Here is a 17,572-nt window from a genome sequence, read left to right on the forward strand (position 1 = left end):
GACACTCCTTGCTAGTTAATTTGTTGGAACTATCTAAAAACTTAATTAAATAGAGAAACTGCCGCAAAACTAAGCTTTGCAGCAGTTAATTTTTTCAATTATACCTCTTACTTTGCTAATTTGTAAAGTGCTTCTGCATAAATTGCTGTCGCTTTTAACAAATCATCAAAATAACTGAATTCGTCTTTTTGGTGCATCGTATCTTCGCGGCCTGGGAAAAGTGCGCCGAACGCAACACCAGTTTCCATATGACGTGCATAAGTTCCGCCACCAATAGCAAGTAGTGTTGCTTCTTCCCCTGTTTGTTTCGTATAAACTTCTTGCAAGGTTTGAATAAGCGGGTGATCTTTTGGTACAAAAAGTGGTTTGGAATCACTGTAATGTGTATATTGAGCATTGTATTCATAGACAACAGTTTGCATTTTATTTTTAAGTTTATCCATGTTTGCAGTAACTGGGTAACGGAAATTAAGCCCGAATTTACCGCCTTCTGCTACATCATAACGGATAACGCCAACATTCATCGTTAATTCTCCACTTTCTTTATCTTCGTAGCTTATGCCAAGTTTCACAGCACGAGAATCACCAAACAGATAATCACGCCCAAAGGTAACGAAATCATTTGCAGCCCCAGTTAATTTAAATTTACCTAGGAAAGCTACTAAATGAAGACCCGCATTGATTCCATTGTTTGGTTCCATTGCATGAGCAGATTTTCCAACCATGTTAATTTTAACTGTTTTACCATCTTCTTCTAACGTACCTTCTACTGGGTGGTTAGCCAAGAAAGTTTTGAAAGTACTTGTTAGTTTGTCAAAGTCTTTCACGTTTTCGATGATGGCACTAGCATGATCTGGTACCATGTTGTAACGTTCACCAGACTCAAAGCTTAGTAAACGAAATGCTGCTTCTCCGCTTGCTTCTCCGTCTTTAAAAGATACATCTAATTCAGAAATACCTTTTTCCGCGTGAATAATCGGGAATTCGGCATCAGGAACAAAACCGAGTGTTGGTTGTTCTTCTGTTTCGAAATAACGCTCCACACAGCTCATACCGCTTTCTTCATCAGAACCAACGATGATTCGTACACGACGAGAAAGTGGCAAACCTAACTCTTTAATAATTTTTAGAGCGTAGTAACCAGCAATTGTTGGGCCTTTATCGTCTGCAACACCACGAGCATAAAGTTTTCCATCACGTAAAGTTGGTTCGAATGGTCCGTTTGTCCAACCATCCCCAACAGGAACAACATCGACATGTCCTAAAACACCAACTAACTCTTCTCCTTGACCATATTCAAGATGTCCAGCAACGTTGCCAACCTCTTTTGTTGCAAATCCGTCTTTTTTACCAAGTTCCATCATATAATCGAGCGCACGCTTAACATCAGGACCAAACGGAGCATCTTCTGTTTTTTTACTGTCATCGCGAACACTTGGAATGCGAAGTAACCCTTTTAAATCTTCTAGGAAATCGTCTTTACGTGATTCCACTTCTTTTTGCCAATTAATTTCTGTCATCAATATTCCCTCCTTCTAACTTATCTTCTCCATTGTAAACTGTTTTCACGCTGCTTGGAAGCCGGAACTCCTTATTTTCTCATAAAACCTTTAATCGCTTCCATATCCCAGCGTTCCATGCGTGAGGCGAAAACAATATCCATCATTTGTAAACTATCCTTTTCAAGTGGCAAAAAGCGATATTCCTCGTGTTCATCAGATAGTACGATTTCTCCTTCTTCTGGCAACTCTACTAAATAAATAACCCCAGTAATTTGGTATTCCTCATGAAAAAATTCCCATGTATCATACAAAATAAACGGTTGGACTTGTAATTTGGTTTCTTCATAAACTTCTCTAAAAAGTGCTTCTCCGTGCGTTTCACCATAATTCATCCGACCACCCGGAAGTTCAAAAACCTCTCCTTCTACGCCTTTCTTTTTAAGCGCAAGAAATTTTCCGTCTTTTACGATGACTGCTTTTACGGCAGGATATATAGGTTTCATTTTACAAAAGCCTCCTTATCATTTAAGATAAACATGATTTATCTGTTCTTTATTTTACCCGGTTCGGTAGATAAAAGCCAGTGTCATAAGGAGGTTTCACAAAAGTGAAAAAGATTACACCAAAAGCAATGTGCGCTTGGATTCCTAAACGGGAAGATGAAACACATAAGGGAGATTATGGTCGCGTGTTAATTGTCGCTGGTAATAAACAATTTGGTGGCGCTGCTATCATGGCAGCAGAAGCCTGTGTCAAAAGCGGGGCTGGCTTAACTACGGTTGCCTCAGATAGCGTTAACCGACCTGCCTTGCAAACACGTATTCCAGAATGTATGTTTATTGATTATGAAAATGTCACTAGTTTAAGTGAGCAGATTAGCCAGTTTGATACCATTTTAATTGGCCCAGGTCTTGGCCTAAATGCTCATGCGGAAGAAATTTTTCGATTAGTGCTACAAAAAGCTACCGACAAGCAACAAATAATTATCGATGGCGATGGCATTACGATTTATGCCAAAGGAGACACCCCTCATCCAGCTGCTGGTTTAACTTTTACACCACATGCTGGGGAATGGGAGCGACTAAAAGCGCTAGCCCCTGAAGCACAAACAACTACCGAAATCGCAAGCACGCTAGATGCCACACTTGTACTAAAAGGGCATCGTACAAAAGTGTATGCTGACGAATCGGCATGGCAAAATATTTATGGAACTCCCGCAATGGCAACAGGTGGAATGGGCGATACACTCGCAGGAACAATTTGTGGTTTAATGGCGCAAACAGAAAAACCAATTATCGGCACTCTTGCTGCTGTTTTTCTCCATAGCTATATTGGAGAGATTCTCGCGAAGAAACGCTATGTCGTACTTCCAACAGAAATCGCCGAAGAACTACCAACTTATTTGAAAATTTTTAGCGAAACAGACGAACATGCTTAAAAAAGAAGCAACCTCCATTTATTGGAAGTTGCTTCTTTTATGCTACTTTTTTAAATCGTTTAGCCCACAATGCTAGTTTCTCACCCCAAAGGAAGTAACAACCAATTGAACAGAATACGACTCCATTTCCGATTAAAAATCCAGCAACTACATCACTTGGAAAATGAACACCGAGATATTCACGGGAGTACATCACGAAGATGACAATCGAAAGTGCTAAAATCGCAATCATTATTTGTATCCATCTTTTACTCACATAAAGAATCAAGAAAAAAGCAAGCATGCCGTAAAAAACAGTCGAACCTGTTGCATGACCGCTCGGAAAACTAAAACCCCCTTGTTCAATAAGCTTAAAAGTTGGTCTAGGACGTTGGACGATATTTTTAATAATAGATGGAATCAGCGCGCCGCCAACCAACACTGTAATACCAAACCAAATAGCAATATCAATTTTTCGTAGCAACAGTAAGCAAATAACAACCACCACCGTTAAAATACAAATTGTTGCTACGCCACCAATATCCGTTAAGTAAGAAATAATCGTTGTTTTGGTATCTGTAATCCCAACTCGAATAACACTGTTCCAGTAATTATCAAATGTGTGTATCCAATTTGCCTTAGACATAACTCCTGACATAAAAAGAATAAAGCCAAGAAGACCTATACCGCTAATAATAAATGGTGTTTTTTTCATAAAATCCTCCTAGCGTATTCTTAATTTTTGTCGCAATCTCGTTCCGCGTGGTCCAAACAATTTGTCGGACAAGTGCAGCTTGAATGCCATATAACCGTAAAAAATCGCACCAATTCCTCCACAAATCGCTGTCAACAAAAAGGCAGACATTTTATGGTTTGGACTAATAAAGTTAGCTAGTCCCAAATAAAGGCAAATAACCACACCCCCCATCACTGCAGTCATTCCGAAGAACAGTACCGTTCGTCGCAAAATGACTTTGAAGGAAAAACGAACATATTTTTTAATAATCATTAACATGAAAACACATGAAACAGCATAGCCAGCTCCCGTTGCAAGAATCGACCCTTTTGCTTCAAACAACAGAATAAGCGGCATTTGTAACACCGATTTTGTAAGCAACCCTAATAATAAACCAAGTACGGTAAAGCGTTGTTCATCAATCCCTTGAAGCACCGCCGCCGAAACGCTGAATAGCGAAAATAAAACGGCAATTGGCGCAAATAATTGCAAAAGTTCTGTTCCATCATTACTTGGCGCAAAAAACACCGTAAACAGCGGCCGAGCAAGCATAGCAATTCCAAAACAAGCTGGAATGGTTAGGAATAATAAGATTTGGAAAACGTCATTCAATTGTCTTTTTACTTGAGCATATTCTCTTCGAACATAAGCTCCAGTGACTAACGGAACAAGTGCCATCGAAAATGCAATCGCGAGTGTCCCTGGAATCATAATTAGTTTTTGCACATCAAAGTTAATGATTGCTACATAAGAATTAACCATCTCTGGCGTTATTCCAATATATTCAAGTACACGGCCTAACGTAAATTGGTCAATTAATTGATAAAGCGAAGTAGCCGATCCAACAATAATAAAAGGAATCGCTGATAAAATTATATCTTTATAAAGTGTAGGGATAGAAATATTTACTGTTCCACGGTCTTCTAAAAGCATCCGGTCAAGTCCTGGTTTTCGTTTATAAAAATACCAAAGCAATAAAATCAGACTAGCGAAAGCACCAACAAATGCTGAGAATGTCGCTACACTAACTGCAGTAACAACATTGCCGTCAAGCACATACATCACAATAAATGTCCCTGATAGCAAGAACATAATCCGAACAACTTGCTCTAATACTTGAGATACAGCAGAAGGTCCCATCGAATTATAACCTTGGAAAAATCCGCGTAACAAGCTCATGACTGGAATGATAAGTAAGGCAAAACTTACAGCTCGTATAACCTGAATCCCATCTTCTAAACTATAGCCGCCTTCGAGTTGTTGCATCTTAGCAAGTGTTGGTGCAAGGCCGTACATCGCTAAGAAACAAACAATCCCTGAGAAAATCATTAAGTAAACGCCCGTTCTAAACAAACGTCGTCCTACCGCATATTCTTCCATGGCATTATATTTTGCTATATATTTTGCAACAGCAAGTGGTATCCCAGCAGTTGCAACACTTAAGAATAATTGATACGGTACATAGCCAAAATTATATAGAAGTGCTGGTTCATCTCCTCCAATAATCGCATAAAACGGAATCACGTACAATATTCCAAGCACTTTAGAAATTAATGTTCCTAGTGTCAGAATAAAAGTTCCTCTGAGCAGTTTTGAACCCATCGTCTAACTTCCTTTACATTAAATTATACATCCTTGTTTACTTTACCATTATCTGTTTTAAAAAAAAAGAACAAACCTAAATAAATATTGGCTTGTTCTTCACAAAACATTTAACTCAAATGAAGTTTCTGACGAATTTTTTGCATCCGATCACCAAGAATATAGTCAAGCAAGCCAGCCTTCGCAGCTAAAAATGCGTAAATATAAGCTCCTAGTCCAGCAGAGATAATAACGATAATCAAAGCAGGAAATCTTGCCTCTGGATTTAAAAATAAAGCTAAGCCGTGATAGACGAGCCAAACAACCGCCAACATCACAAAGCTTATTGCTAAAATCAACAGAAGACGGCGAATAATGTATTTAAAGGAATAATTCGCATACTTTTTAATGATACAAATAGTAAAGGCAACAGAAACAATGTAACCAAGACCCGTTGCAAGTGCACCACCTTTTGCACCAAGAAGTAAAATAAGTGGCATTTGTAACACTGATTTCGTTAATAGACCTAGCAATAAACTAAGTACCGTATAGCGCTGTTCATCAATTCCTTGCAAAATAGCCGCCGTGACACTAAATAAAGAAAAGAAAATAGCGAATGGAGCAAAAAAGCTAAGTAACATCGCCCCGTCAGCATTGTGTCCATAAAAAATCGTATAAAGCGGATCGGCTAGTAAGGCAATTCCTAAGCAAGCTGGTACAACAAGAAATAGTAATACTTGAAAAACAGCGGTTAAATAATGGTGTACTTCTCGCATCTTTCCCTTATTAAAAGAAGCAGCTACTAAAGGTACAAGTGTCATAGAAAATGCGAGAGCTAATGTCCCAGGAATCATGATGATTTTTTGAACCGAAAAGTTAAATATCGACAATAAGTCTTCTGCTGCTTTTCCAGCCATTCCGTCATAAGTCAACACTCGAGCAAATGTAAATAAATCAATTTGTTGATAAAGTGACATTGCCATACCAACAATGATAAAAGGAATAGCTGATATCGAAATTTCTTTTAGCAAATGAAGCGTCGACACTTGCAAACGATTATCACTTGTTTCAATCAATTTTTGAATTCCTGGTCGCCGTTTTCTATAATACCAAATAAGGCAAATCAAACTAAAGAAGGCTCCAACAAAAGCCGCAAAAGTAGCTAAACTCATTGCTGTTACAAGCGTACCGCCAATTAAATGTAATACTATATAGGTACTAGCAAGTAAAAACACAATTCTCGCTACTTGCTCAATAACTTGTGATACAGCAGACGGTCCCATCGAATGAAATCCTTGGAAATAACCGCGCAGTAAACTCATCACCGGAATTATAAGTAGCGCAAAACTAACCGCCCGAATCACGCTAGTAATATCTTCTATGCTAGTTCCCCCGCTGACTTCTTGCATTCCTGCTAAAACGGGAGCAAAAATATACATCACTAAAAAACTAGCAATTCCTGTAAAAAGCATTAAATAGCTACTTGATTTATACAATCTTTGACTTAGTGCATATTCATTTAATGAATTATATTTTGAGATGTACTTGGCAACTGCAAGCGGAACACCGGCTGTCGCAATATTTAAGAATATTTGGTAAGGTACATAACCATATTGATAGAGAATAGTCGCTTCTTCCCCACCTGCTATCCAGTAAAATGGTATCACATAAAGGATTCCTAATATTTTAGACAGCAAAGTTCCTGCTGTCAACACGGCCGTTCCTCGCATTAATTTTGAACTCATAATTTATATTACCTCTATTGATTTTTTTCTTTAAAGTCTATCTTTTTATGTTTAATATGTAAAAATCACGCAATGGCTACTTTTATTTCATTCTTCTGAGATTTAAAATACAAGATACACTCAAAGCAAGTAGCACTGCTGGTAATATAAGAGAAATAAAGTTCATTCCTGTATTAATCAGTGATAAAATAATCCCTAAAATAGTGAATGCAACGTAAAAATAATAAACTAATGGAGTGACAATAATACCCTTCCTAAGTTTAACAAAAGATAGAAATAGCATAATTGTAATTGCAACACCCACTACTGCCATAATCGTAGTTGTCATTATCGTATTTTGGATAAGAGCAGTTACACTTGCATTTGCAAGCACTTCTTTTTTTTGTTGTAATGAAAAAAGACTTACAATCGAAATAGTACTTAAAATAGCTTGGATAGTTGATATGATTGCAATTCCCAAGGTGATATTTTTGGTGTTATTCAGCATTCTAGCATGTTCTGGTTTTACTTCAACAGACATTCCTACAACTCCTCTTTATCAATCTATACACCAGACTTTACCATATTTAAAGAGAAATTGTAAGTAGTATTTATATTTCGCTAGGAACGTTTGCTGCCTTTTGTAAAAAGTTCCCAAGCTCTGTTTTCTTTTTATCATGTAGCATTTGAACCACTTTACTCCCGATAATAACACCATCACAAATCGCCGCAAATTTTTCTACATGTGCTATTGATGAAACACCAAATCCTGCTAGTACCGGAACCGGGCTAATACTTTTTAAATAAGCTAAATGCTCATCAATATGTGTATCAAATTCACTTCTAACTCCCGTCGTCCCATTGACAGTTACCGCATAAATAAATCCTTCTGCTTGTTCAGCAATTTCCGCGAGTCGTTCTTTTGGACTAGTGAGTGATACAAGAGGGATGAGTGCAATATCCGTGCCATTGATTTCCGGGGTGATGAGATTTTGATGTTCATATGGTAAATCGGGAATAATGAGCCCTTTAACCGGCGTTTCTTGAAGCAATTCGACAAACTTAGGAATGCCTAAATGAAAAATTGGATTAATATAGCTCATAATAATTAGTGGAATTTGAACTTTGCTTGTAGCTAATTGTGTTAAAATTGCTTCCAAACTAATTTTTTCTTTTAGAGCGCGCAAACCAGCCAGTTGAATAACCGGACCATCTGCTACTGGATCAGAAAAAGGAATTCCAATTTCAATCGCACTCACTCCTGATTCTTCTAGGAATAGTAACTGCTCTTCTAAATGTTCTAAACCACCATCTCCGCCCATAATATAAGTAACAATGGCAGGATTCTCTGGGTTTTTAGTGATTTTTTCCGTTAATGTTTTAGTCATTCTTTTTCCCCTCCAACCGTTCTTTTAATTGATTAACGTCTTTGTCGCCGCGTCCAGATAAACATACAATCATGCTTTCTTCTGGACGCATTGAAGCAGCTAGTTTTACTGCATAGCTAATCGCATGGGAGCTTTCTAGTGCTGGGATAATTCCTTCCGTACGACATAATAATTGAAAAGCTTCTACTGCCTCATCATCTGTTACAGAATGGTATTCAGCCCGACCAATATCTCGAAAAAAACTGTGTTCTGGTCCGATTCCTGGGTAGTCTAGTCCTGCCGAAATGGAAAATGCTTCGAGAATTTGACCATTTTCATCTTGTAAAACATCCATCATCGCACCGTGTAAAATACCGATTTCTCCTTTCGTAATCGTCGCAGCATGGAATTCTGTCTCGAGACCACACCCAGCTGCTTCAACCCCGTACATCTGAACCGCTTTATCTTCTACAAAAGGATAGAATAATCCCATTGCATTACTTCCCCCGCCTACACAAGCAACAATTGCTTCTGGTAGTTTTCCTTCCGCTTCTAAATGTTGTTTCCGCGCTTCAGTTCCGATAACACTTTGATAATCGCGAACAATTTCTGGAAATGGATGTGGTCCGAGAACAGAACCCATAATATAATGAGTATCTTCTACATTTGCCACCCAGAATCGTAATGCTTCATTTACTGCATCTTTGAGCGTTCGACTTCCCGCTTTGACACTTACTACTTTTGCGCCAAGTAGTTCCATTCTGAACACATTAAGCGATTGTCGTTTCACATCTTCTTCTCCCATAAAAATAGTACATTCCATATTGAATAGTGCTGCTACCGTTGCAGTTGCAACACCATGTTGTCCAGCTCCGGTTTCTGCAACTACTTTTTGTTTACCCATTTGTCTTGCTAACAATGCTTGGCCGATAGTGTTATTGATTTTGTGCGCACCAGTATGGTTTAAGTCCTCTCGTTTCAAATAAATCTTTGCTCCACCTGCATGTGCGGTTAATTGTTCTGCAAAATAAAGCGGTGTTTCTCGACCGACATATTCTTTTAAATAGTAGTTTAATTCTTTTTGAAAAGCTGGATTCGTTTTAGAAACTTTATAGGCTTCTTCTAGCTCTTTTATTGCTTTCATCAATGTTTCGGGTACAAATTTCCCGCCAAATCTTCCGTAAAAGCCATTTTCATCAGGGGCCTTGTAATTCATAATACATCGTCTCCTTTTGCTATTTTAATGAATTTTTTAATTTTTTCTGGATCTTTTTCTCCTGCTGTTTCCACTCCCGAAGAGATATCTACCGCGAATGGCGCAAAACGAGCAATGGCTTCTGTTACATTCGTATTATTCAGCCCGCCTGCTATAATTAATTTTTTGTTTGTAAGTAAGTTAGCATTTATTTTTTCCCAATCAAATGTTTTTCCGCTTCCACCTTCATATTCCAGAGCAGGCGCATCAAGTAGTATATAAGCATGCGGATAATCCTTTATATTATTTGGAAGTTCTCCATTTTTAACTGGAAAGGCCTTTATTACCTCTACATCTGTTCGATTTGCTTGCTCCGGAGATTCTTGTCCATGGAGCTGAACGATATCTAACGGAACTTTTTGGATTGCTTCGATTAATTCTTCCTCAGTTGGATTGACGAAAACCCCAACTTTTTTAACAGAAGCAGGAATTTGTTGAGCTAATTGTTGGGCTTCTTCAATAGAAACCTGTCTTCTACTTTTAGCAAAAACAAAACCAATCATGTCTGCTCCATTATTGACTGCCGCTTGTACATCAGCCGCTTTTTTTAAACCACAAATTTTTACTATCATCGTGCCACCTTCAACTTTCTTGCTGCTAATTCTGGTGTCTTTTCTCGCATAAGCGCTTCTCCGACAAGAACAGCATTATAGTGTTTTTTCACTCGTGCGACATCGCTTGCATCCCTAAATCCTGACTCACTAATAAAACAAGCATCCGTAATAAATCCTTCCACAAGCATCTCACTCACCGCAATGTCCACTTCAAATGTATGCAAATTCCGATTGTTGATTCCAATTAATTGCGCACCAATTTTTTGTGCGATAGCTAACTCTTCCGCATCATGTACTTCGACTAATACTTCTAAATCAAGGGATAAAGCCTTATTAAAAAGTGCTTTAAGTGTTTCCAAGTCTAACGCCGAAATAATTAGTAATACCACTGTTGCACCAGCATTTCTGGCACGAATTAATTGTTTTTCGCTAATAATAAAGTCCTTACATAACACTGGAATAGTCACATTTTGAGCAACTTCTCGCAAATCTTCTATTGATCCTTTAAAAAAAATGGGATCTGTCAATACAGAAATCATCCCAGCACCTGCTGCTTCATAAGCCTTTGCTTGGGTAACCGGATTTACCCCCATATTTATTTCTCCTTTTGATGGGGAGGCTCGTTTCACCTCTGAAATTAATTGCATTTCCTTCGTATTGGCTTTTAAAAACTCATAAAACGAATAAGTTTCGCGTTTGTTTAACAACTTTTCTTTTGGTATCTCGGCAACTTCTAAAGCTTTTTGTGCTAAAATTTCTTCTAAAAATGTCATTTTGTTAGCACCTCTTTTTGAAAAATGATTAGATCTGTTAATTTCTGTTTGGCAGCGCCACTTTCGATTAAATCACGTGCTAGATCGACGCCATTTCTCACTGTTTCTACTTTTCCATTTGCAAACAAGCCAAAACCTGCGTTTAATAGCACGGTATCAAGATAAGGCCCCTTTTCGCCGTCAAGTACACGTCGCAAGATTTCCGCATTTTCTTTTGCATCCCCGCCACGGATAGTATCTAGTGGATAAATATCTAAACCAACTTCCATTGGATTTAATGTATAAAGACTAACCGAACCATTTTCATATAAAGCGTAATGATTTTCACCAGCTAGAGAAGCTTCATCCATAAAACCAGCACCATTAAGAACTAATGCGCGTTTTCGGCCAAGTTGTCCTAATACTTCGGCCGTTTGTCCAATCAAATCACGGCGATAAATACCCATTAATTGTGTTTCCAGATGCACAGGATTGGTTAATGGTCCAATTAAATTAAAAATAGTTGGGGTTCCCAGTTCTTTTCTCACATCCATAACATATTTCATATTCGGGTGGACATGGGGGGCAAATAAAAAAGCAATGCCAACATTTTCAAGTAAGTAAGTCATATCTTCAGGGCGCATATTAATATCAATTCCTAATTCCTGGCAAACATCTGCGCTACCAGAACGGCTGGAAATGCTTCTATTACCATGTTTCGCTACAGGAATACCTGCAGCTGCAAGCACAAAAGCCGAAGTAGTGCTTATGTTAAAACTATTAGATTTATCGCCACCAGTTCCACAATTGTCCATCGCTGTTCCTGCTTTAAATTCTACTTGAATAGCTACTTTTTGCATCGCTTCAGCAATCCCAGCCATTTCTTCTGCGGTTTCGCCTTTATTTTTAAGTGCCATTAAAAATGCTGCTATTTTAATTTTTGAAAGTCGTCCTTCAAAAATTTCTATTGCTACCATATTCATTTCTTCTTTAGATAAGTTTTGTTGGTCATATATTTTGTGTAATAAGTTTTCCATTTCCATCCACCCTTTCCACTATTGTAACGAAATTCTTAATCATTTGTTTTCCATCCACTGTCCCAATCGACTCTGGATGAAATTGCAACCCGTAAACCGGATAATTTTTCAACTTCATCGCCATCACTTCCTGATCATCCGTCGCAACTGCTAATACCTCTAGAACATTTGGCAAAGTTTTTTTATCTACTATTAAAGAATGATAGCGCATAATAGGCATTTCTTTAGGTAAACCCGCAAAAATAGCCCCTGCTGTTTGCCGCATAGTTGATACTTTACCATGTCTAATTTTTTCGGCTTGTTTTACTTCTCCGCCAAACACTTCGCCAATCGCTTGGTGGCCTAAACAAATTCCAAGTAATGGCTTTTGTTTGGCAAAGTTTGTTACAACTGTTTCTAGAAGACCTGCATCACCTGGCTTACCAGGTCCAGGTGAAAGAACGATTCCATCTGCTTGGCCTGCAACTTCCAATAAATCAGGTGCATCATTACGTTTCACTACAACCTCGCAATATTCTGCTAAGTACTGCTCTAAATTAAAAGTAAACGAATCATAATTATCAACTAGTAAAATCATTCTCCCACCTCCAAAAGTGCTTTTGCTTTTTGCAACGTCTCTAAATACTCACTTTCTGGATCCGAATCATAAACAATTCCTGCACCAGCCTGAACATAAGCTTTTCCAGCATGTACCACCATCGTTCTAATCGAAAGAGCAAAGTCCGAGTCACCATTTTTAGTTAAATAGCCAACTGCACCCGCATAAGGTCCACGTTTCACATTTTCCCATTCATAAATTCGCTGCATTGCTCTGATTTTTGGTGCACCACTCACGGTTCCGGCTGGGAGTGTGGACCGAAGCGCATCTATTGCTGTGAGCTCCGGTTTTAAAGTTCCTTCTACTACTGAAACAAGATGCATTAAGAAACGGTACCTTTCAATCATTAGGTAAACCGGTACTTCTACAGAGCCAGTTACTGCAATTTTTCCAATGTCATTTCTACCTAAATCTACTAACATCCGGTGCTCTGCCAGTTCTTTTTCATCCGCTAATAATTCCGCAGAAAGTTGTTCATCTTCTTGTTTTGTAGCCCCGCGCTTTCTTGTTCCCGCGATTGGATTGGTAATGACTCGCTGACCTTTTGTTTTAATCAAACTTTCAGGTGATGAACCAATTAAAACGGTATCCCCAAAATCAATAAAATAAAGATATGGAGACGGGTTCAGCAAACGCAACTTCCGGTAATAATCAAACGGAGAAATGGTAAAATCTGCTTCAAGCCGTTGCGAAAGGACTACTTGAAAAAGGTCTCCCTCTTGAATATATTTTTTTGCTTGTTGTACTAAATCAATATATTCTTGCTTTGTATAATTACTTTTATAAGTCATTTTCGCTACATATACCGGATCGTGCTCTCTTTTTTTAGGTGTTATTAGTTGCTGCTCCATTTGTTGAAGAGCTTCCTCTAGTTCTGCCTCTGATCTGCCGGAGTAGCAATTGTCTTGCACTAATATCAACTCTTCTGCCTGATGATCGATAATAACAAAAGTTTCATATACATAAAAACGAATATCAGGCATGTCACGGTTTTCTGTTGGAATGGTACCTAGTTCTTCATATAAAGCAATCACATCGTAACCAACATAGCCAATTGCACCCGAATCCAGTGGTAATTCTATCTCATTTACTTTCGCTTTCTGAATAAATGTTTCCATCTCTTTTAAAGGATCTGCTACCTTTTTATGTTTTCCATCTAAATAGTAATCATTTTGATAGACTTTTATTTCATGGACAGGATTTACAGCAATGATAGAATAGCGCCCTGCATCCGCATCTTTTGCTGCTCCTTCTAGTAAGCTCTTTCCTTGCCCTTCTAACCTTTGAAATGCTAATATCGCTGTTAACGTATCGGCATCCATTTTTTTGAATTTTCTCATCTAATCCATTCCCCTCCTAATGAAACTAAAAAAGCCCTCTGAAAAAGCGCAAAATGATGCTTTTTCAGAGGACGAGTTATCGCGGTGCCACCTCATGTTAGGAGAAAAACTCCTATCTCAGTGCTGATTGATTCAGCTGCTCGATAACGGGAGCTCCCGTTTACCCCTACTACTTGTTTCAAGGTATCACGCACAAGGCCCATTCCTAATTCACCAATTTGTTAGCTTCCACCACACGCTAACTCTCTTTAAAATTAATGAGAAAGTACTATTCTTGTTTGATGCTTTCATTTATAAAATTAAAAAAGGATCTCTCTCCAAGCCTAGCAAATATACTAGACAAGGACGAGAGACCCGTGGTACCACCTTGATTAACTGTAAAAACAGTTCACTTAATCCATCCAACTTCCGAATGGGCGCCTTGTGTAACGATAAGGCCTAATCGCTGCAACCTACTAAGGAAATCCCGTTTGGCCGAGAGCTCAGAAGTCCATTCACATCATGTCCGCTACTGACTCACACCACCCGTCAGCTCTCTCAAAACTTTCATCATGTTACTTACTCTTCATCATAGCTATCATTTTTTACTTGTCTTCATCTTACATAAGAACAAAAGGAAAGTCAAGAAAATAAAATCACTTTTTATAAAAGCAAAGTAAAAATGTTCCTAATAAACAAATAAGAAAAAAGAACTATCACTTCTAACCCTTGAGCCCCATTACAAAACCATGACAATATTTCTGTTTAATGAAATTACGATTTAGATGATAAATATATAATTACCAAAGAGTTAAAGATGATATTACACTTAAATATTTATGATAAAACCTCTCACGCCATCTACATCTAAATAACTAAAAACATATTTTTCCAAAGGACTATTCACTCATTTTCACCTATTTGTGAATATTTTCACGTGAAACACTGGACAAACTTTTTCTGATGGCTTATACTAACGGTGTAATCAAATAAAACAAAAGAATACAGCAAAGCAACAAGCTAAATTTTTTTGGATTATCAGGGACGTCAAAAGTCTACTATGGACATTTCGAGTCCCAAACAAATATTAGGAGGTTCTGGAAAATGGCAATTAAAGAAAATGCGGCCCAAGAAGTATTAGAAGTTCAAAAAGTGATTGACAGATTAGCAGACAATGGACAAAAAGCATTGAAAGCATTTGAAAATTACGATCAAGAACAAGTAGACAATATCGTACATGCGATGGCGCTTGCCGGACTTGACCAACATATGCCCCTTGCAAAATTAGCAGTAGAAGAAACTGGACGTGGACTATACGAAGATAAATGTATTAAAAACATCTTCGCAACAGAATATATTTGGAACAACATTAAAAACAACAAAACAGTTGGTGTTATTAATGAAGACGTGCAAACAGGCGTTATCGAAATTGCTGAACCAGTTGGTGTGGTTGCCGGAGTTACACCTGTAACAAACCCTACCTCCACTACTCTATTCAAAGCAATTATCGCTATTAAAACTCGTAACCCAATTATCTTTGCTTTCCATCCAAGCGCACAAGGTTGTTCATCTGCAGCAGCAAAAGTTGTCTACGATGCAGCAATCGCAGCTGGAGCACCAGAACATTGTATTCAATGGGTAGAAAAACCTTCCCTAGAAGCAACAAAACAATTAATGAACCATGAAAAAGTTGCCTTAGTTCTTGCAACTGGTGGTGCTGGAATGGTTAAATCAGCATACTCAACTGGTAAACCGGCACTAGGTGTTGGCCCAGGTAACGTACCAGCTTACATTGACAAAACAGCTAAAATCAAACGTTCTGTAAATGACATTATTCTTTCTAAATCTTTTGACCAAGGTATGATTTGTGCTTCTGAACAAGCAGTTATCGTGGACAAAGAAGTAGCCAAAGAAGTAAAAGCAGAAATGGAAGCAAATAAATGCTACTTCGTTAAAGGCGCTGAATTCAAGAAATTAGAAAGCTACGTAATCAACCCTGAAAAAGGAACACTTAATCCAGATGTAGTTGGTAAATCCCCTGCATGGATTGCTAACCAAGCCGGTTTTAAAGTTCCAGAAGATACAAAAATTCTTGTTGCTGAAATTAAAGGTGTTGGCGACAAATATCCACTATCTCATGAAAAACTTAGCCCAGTTCTTGCATTTATCGAAGCAGCTAACCAAACAGAAGCATTCGATCGTTGTGAAGAAATGCTAGTATACGGAGGACTTGGACACTCTGCAGTTATTCATTCCACTGATAAAGAAGTTCAAAAAGCATTTGGTATTCGTATGAAAGCTTGTCGTATCATTGTAAACGCACCAAGCGCTCAAGGCGGTATCGGTGACATTTATAACGGCTTCATCCCTTCCCTAACTCTTGGTTGTGGATCTTATGGTAAAAACTCTGTATCACAAAATGTAAGTGCGACTAACTTGCTGAACGTTAAACGTATCGCGGATCGGAGAAATAATATGCAATGGTTCAAACTTCCACCAAAAATCTTCTTTGAAAAATATTCCACTCAATACCTTCAAAAAATGGAAGGCGTTGAACGTGTATTTATCGTAACTGACCCAGGAATGGTTCAATTCAAATATGTTGATGTTGTAATCGAACATTTGAAAAAACGTGGCAACGACGTATCTTACCAAGTATTTGCTGACGTTGAACCCGATCCATCTGATGTAACTGTTTATAAAGGTGCCGAATTAATGAAAGACTTCAAACCTGATACAATTATCGCTCTTGGTGGTGGTTCAGCAATGGATGCTGCTAAAGGTATGTGGTTATTCTATGAACACCCAGAAGCTTCTTTCTTCGGACTAAAACAAAAATTCTTAGATATCCGTAAACGTACTTTCAAATATCCTAAACTTGGTGGAAAAGCGAAATTTGTTGCGATTCCAACAACAAGTGGTACTGGATCTGAAGTAACTCCTTTCGCGGTTATTACGGATAAAGAAAATAACATTAAATACCCTCTTGCTGACTATGAACTAACTCCAGACGTTGCGATTGTCGATGCACAATACGTAACAACTGTTCCAGCACATATCACTGCTGATACTGGTATGGACGTTCTAACTCACGCAATTGAATCCTATGTTTCTGTAATGGCAAGTGATTATACTCGTGGTTTATCTATCCGAGCAATCGAACTTGTATTTGAAAACCTACGTGATTCCGTTCTTAAGGGTGATCCTGATGCACGCGAAAAAATGCATAACGCTTCTGCCCTGGCTGGTATGGCGTTTGCCAATGCTTTCCTTGGAATTAACCATAGTTTGGCACACAAAATCGGACCTGAATTCCACATTCCTCATGGTCGTGCGAATGCCATCCTTATGCCACATGTTATCCGTTATAACGCACTTAAACCTAGAAAACATGCGTTATTCCCAAGATATGAAAGCTTCCGTGCAGATGAAGATTATGCTCGTATCTCTCGTATTATCGGCTTCCCTGCTGCAACTACAGAAGAAGGCGTTAAATCACTTGTAGATGAAATCATCAAACTTGGTAAAGACGTTGGTATCGACATGAGTCTTAAAGGACAAAATGTTGCTAAAAAAGACTTGGATGCTGTTGTAGATACACTTGCAGATCGCGCATTCATGGACCAATGTACTACTGCCAACCCTAAACAACCACTTGTAAGCGAACTAAAAGAAATCTACCTAGAAGCTTACAAAGGTGTATGAAACTAGCTAACTTGTCCACTATTAA

General features: G+C 38.3%; 15 protein-coding genes and 2 other annotated features. Of the genes, 2 read left to right on the forward strand and 13 right to left on the reverse strand.

Features of this window, described 5'->3' with window-relative positions; genetic code table 11:
* Positions 1–107 precede the first annotated feature (107 nt).
* Both pepV and JL53_RS08970 read right to left on the reverse strand, forming a co-directional pair.
* Complete coding sequence (gene pepV, locus JL53_RS08965) at positions 108–1,520, reverse strand: dipeptidase PepV (RefSeq protein WP_003719918.1); 1,413 nt, start codon at positions 1,518–1,520, stop codon at positions 108–110.
* A 71-nt stretch (positions 1,521–1,591) separates the two neighbouring features.
* Positions 1,592–2,005, reverse strand: coding sequence for an NUDIX hydrolase (locus JL53_RS08970; protein ID WP_003719919.1), 414 nt, complete (start codon positions 2,003–2,005; stop codon positions 1,592–1,594).
* Between the two features lie 104 nt (positions 2,006–2,109).
* Here JL53_RS08970 and JL53_RS08975 point away from each other — a divergent pair, with 104 nt between their 5' ends.
* Positions 2,110–2,940: an NAD(P)H-hydrate dehydratase gene (locus JL53_RS08975; RefSeq protein WP_038407441.1), complete on the forward strand. Its 831-nt coding sequence runs from the start codon at positions 2,110–2,112 to the stop codon at positions 2,938–2,940.
* Between the two features lie 37 nt (positions 2,941–2,977).
* On the opposite strand, the gene JL53_RS08980 is transcribed toward JL53_RS08975, so the two are convergent.
* From JL53_RS08980 to trpE, 11 genes are all read right to left on the reverse strand, one after another.
* On the reverse strand, positions 2,978–3,634 hold the full coding sequence (locus JL53_RS08980; RefSeq protein ID WP_038407442.1) for a phosphatase PAP2 family protein: 657 nt from the start codon (positions 3,632–3,634) through the stop codon (positions 2,978–2,980).
* 9 nt (positions 3,635–3,643) lie between these two features.
* Positions 3,644–5,257: a putative polysaccharide biosynthesis protein gene (locus JL53_RS08985; protein ID WP_003719922.1), complete on the reverse strand. Its 1,614-nt coding sequence runs from the start codon at positions 5,255–5,257 to the stop codon at positions 3,644–3,646.
* 110 nt (positions 5,258–5,367) lie between these two features.
* The gene (locus JL53_RS08990) at positions 5,368–6,981 is read right to left on the reverse strand and encodes a putative polysaccharide biosynthesis protein (protein WP_038407443.1); all 1,614 of its coding nucleotides are present in this window, start codon (positions 6,979–6,981) and stop codon (positions 5,368–5,370) included.
* Between the two features lie 82 nt (positions 6,982–7,063).
* Positions 7,064–7,501: a hypothetical protein gene (locus JL53_RS08995; protein WP_003719924.1), complete on the reverse strand. Its 438-nt coding sequence runs from the start codon at positions 7,499–7,501 to the stop codon at positions 7,064–7,066.
* A 70-nt stretch (positions 7,502–7,571) separates the two neighbouring features.
* Complete coding sequence (trpA, locus tag JL53_RS09000) at positions 7,572–8,348, reverse strand: tryptophan synthase subunit alpha (RefSeq protein WP_003719925.1); 777 nt, start codon at positions 8,346–8,348, stop codon at positions 7,572–7,574.
* Positions 8,341–9,543, reverse strand: a complete 1,203-nt coding sequence (gene trpB, locus JL53_RS09005; RefSeq protein ID WP_003719926.1) for a tryptophan synthase subunit beta — start codon at positions 9,541–9,543, stop codon at positions 8,341–8,343. Before trpB ends, trpA begins: the two co-directional genes overlap by 8 nt.
* Positions 9,540–10,154 (reverse strand): phosphoribosylanthranilate isomerase, encoded by a 615-nt coding sequence (locus tag JL53_RS09010; protein ID WP_003719927.1) that lies wholly within the window; start codon positions 10,152–10,154, stop codon positions 9,540–9,542. Before JL53_RS09010 ends, trpB begins: the two co-directional genes overlap by 4 nt.
* Positions 10,151–10,909 carry an indole-3-glycerol phosphate synthase TrpC gene (trpC, locus tag JL53_RS09015; RefSeq protein WP_003719928.1) on the reverse strand — a complete coding sequence of 253 codons (759 nt, stop codon included), beginning with the start codon at positions 10,907–10,909 and terminating at the stop codon, positions 10,151–10,153. Before trpC ends, JL53_RS09010 begins: the two co-directional genes overlap by 4 nt.
* Complete coding sequence (gene trpD, locus JL53_RS09020; RefSeq protein ID WP_038407444.1) at positions 10,906–11,925, reverse strand: anthranilate phosphoribosyltransferase; 1,020 nt, start codon at positions 11,923–11,925, stop codon at positions 10,906–10,908. Before trpD ends, trpC begins: the two co-directional genes overlap by 4 nt.
* Positions 11,897–12,502 carry an anthranilate synthase component II gene (locus tag JL53_RS09025; protein ID WP_003719930.1) on the reverse strand — a complete coding sequence of 202 codons (606 nt, stop codon included), beginning with the start codon at positions 12,500–12,502 and terminating at the stop codon, positions 11,897–11,899. Before JL53_RS09025 ends, trpD begins: the two co-directional genes overlap by 29 nt.
* Positions 12,499–13,863 (reverse strand): anthranilate synthase component I, encoded by a 1,365-nt coding sequence (gene trpE / locus JL53_RS09030; protein ID WP_003719931.1) that lies wholly within the window; start codon positions 13,861–13,863, stop codon positions 12,499–12,501. Before trpE ends, JL53_RS09025 begins: the two co-directional genes overlap by 4 nt.
* Before the next feature lie 64 nt (positions 13,864–13,927).
* Positions 13,928–14,154: a binding site (T-box leader), on the reverse strand.
* Between the two features lie 47 nt (positions 14,155–14,201).
* Positions 14,202–14,444, reverse strand: a binding site (T-box leader).
* Positions 14,445–14,946: 502 nt separating this feature from the next.
* Here trpE and lap point away from each other — a divergent pair.
* Positions 14,947–17,547, forward strand: coding sequence for an adhesion-mediating acetaldehyde/alcohol dehydrogenase LAP (gene lap / locus JL53_RS09035; RefSeq protein ID WP_003719932.1), 2,601 nt, complete (start codon positions 14,947–14,949; stop codon positions 17,545–17,547).
* Positions 17,548–17,572 lie beyond the last annotated feature (25 nt).

This window comes from Listeria ivanovii subsp. londoniensis, assembly GCF_000763495.1.
GTDB classification, from domain to species: domain Bacteria; phylum Bacillota; class Bacilli; order Lactobacillales; family Listeriaceae; genus Listeria; species Listeria londoniensis.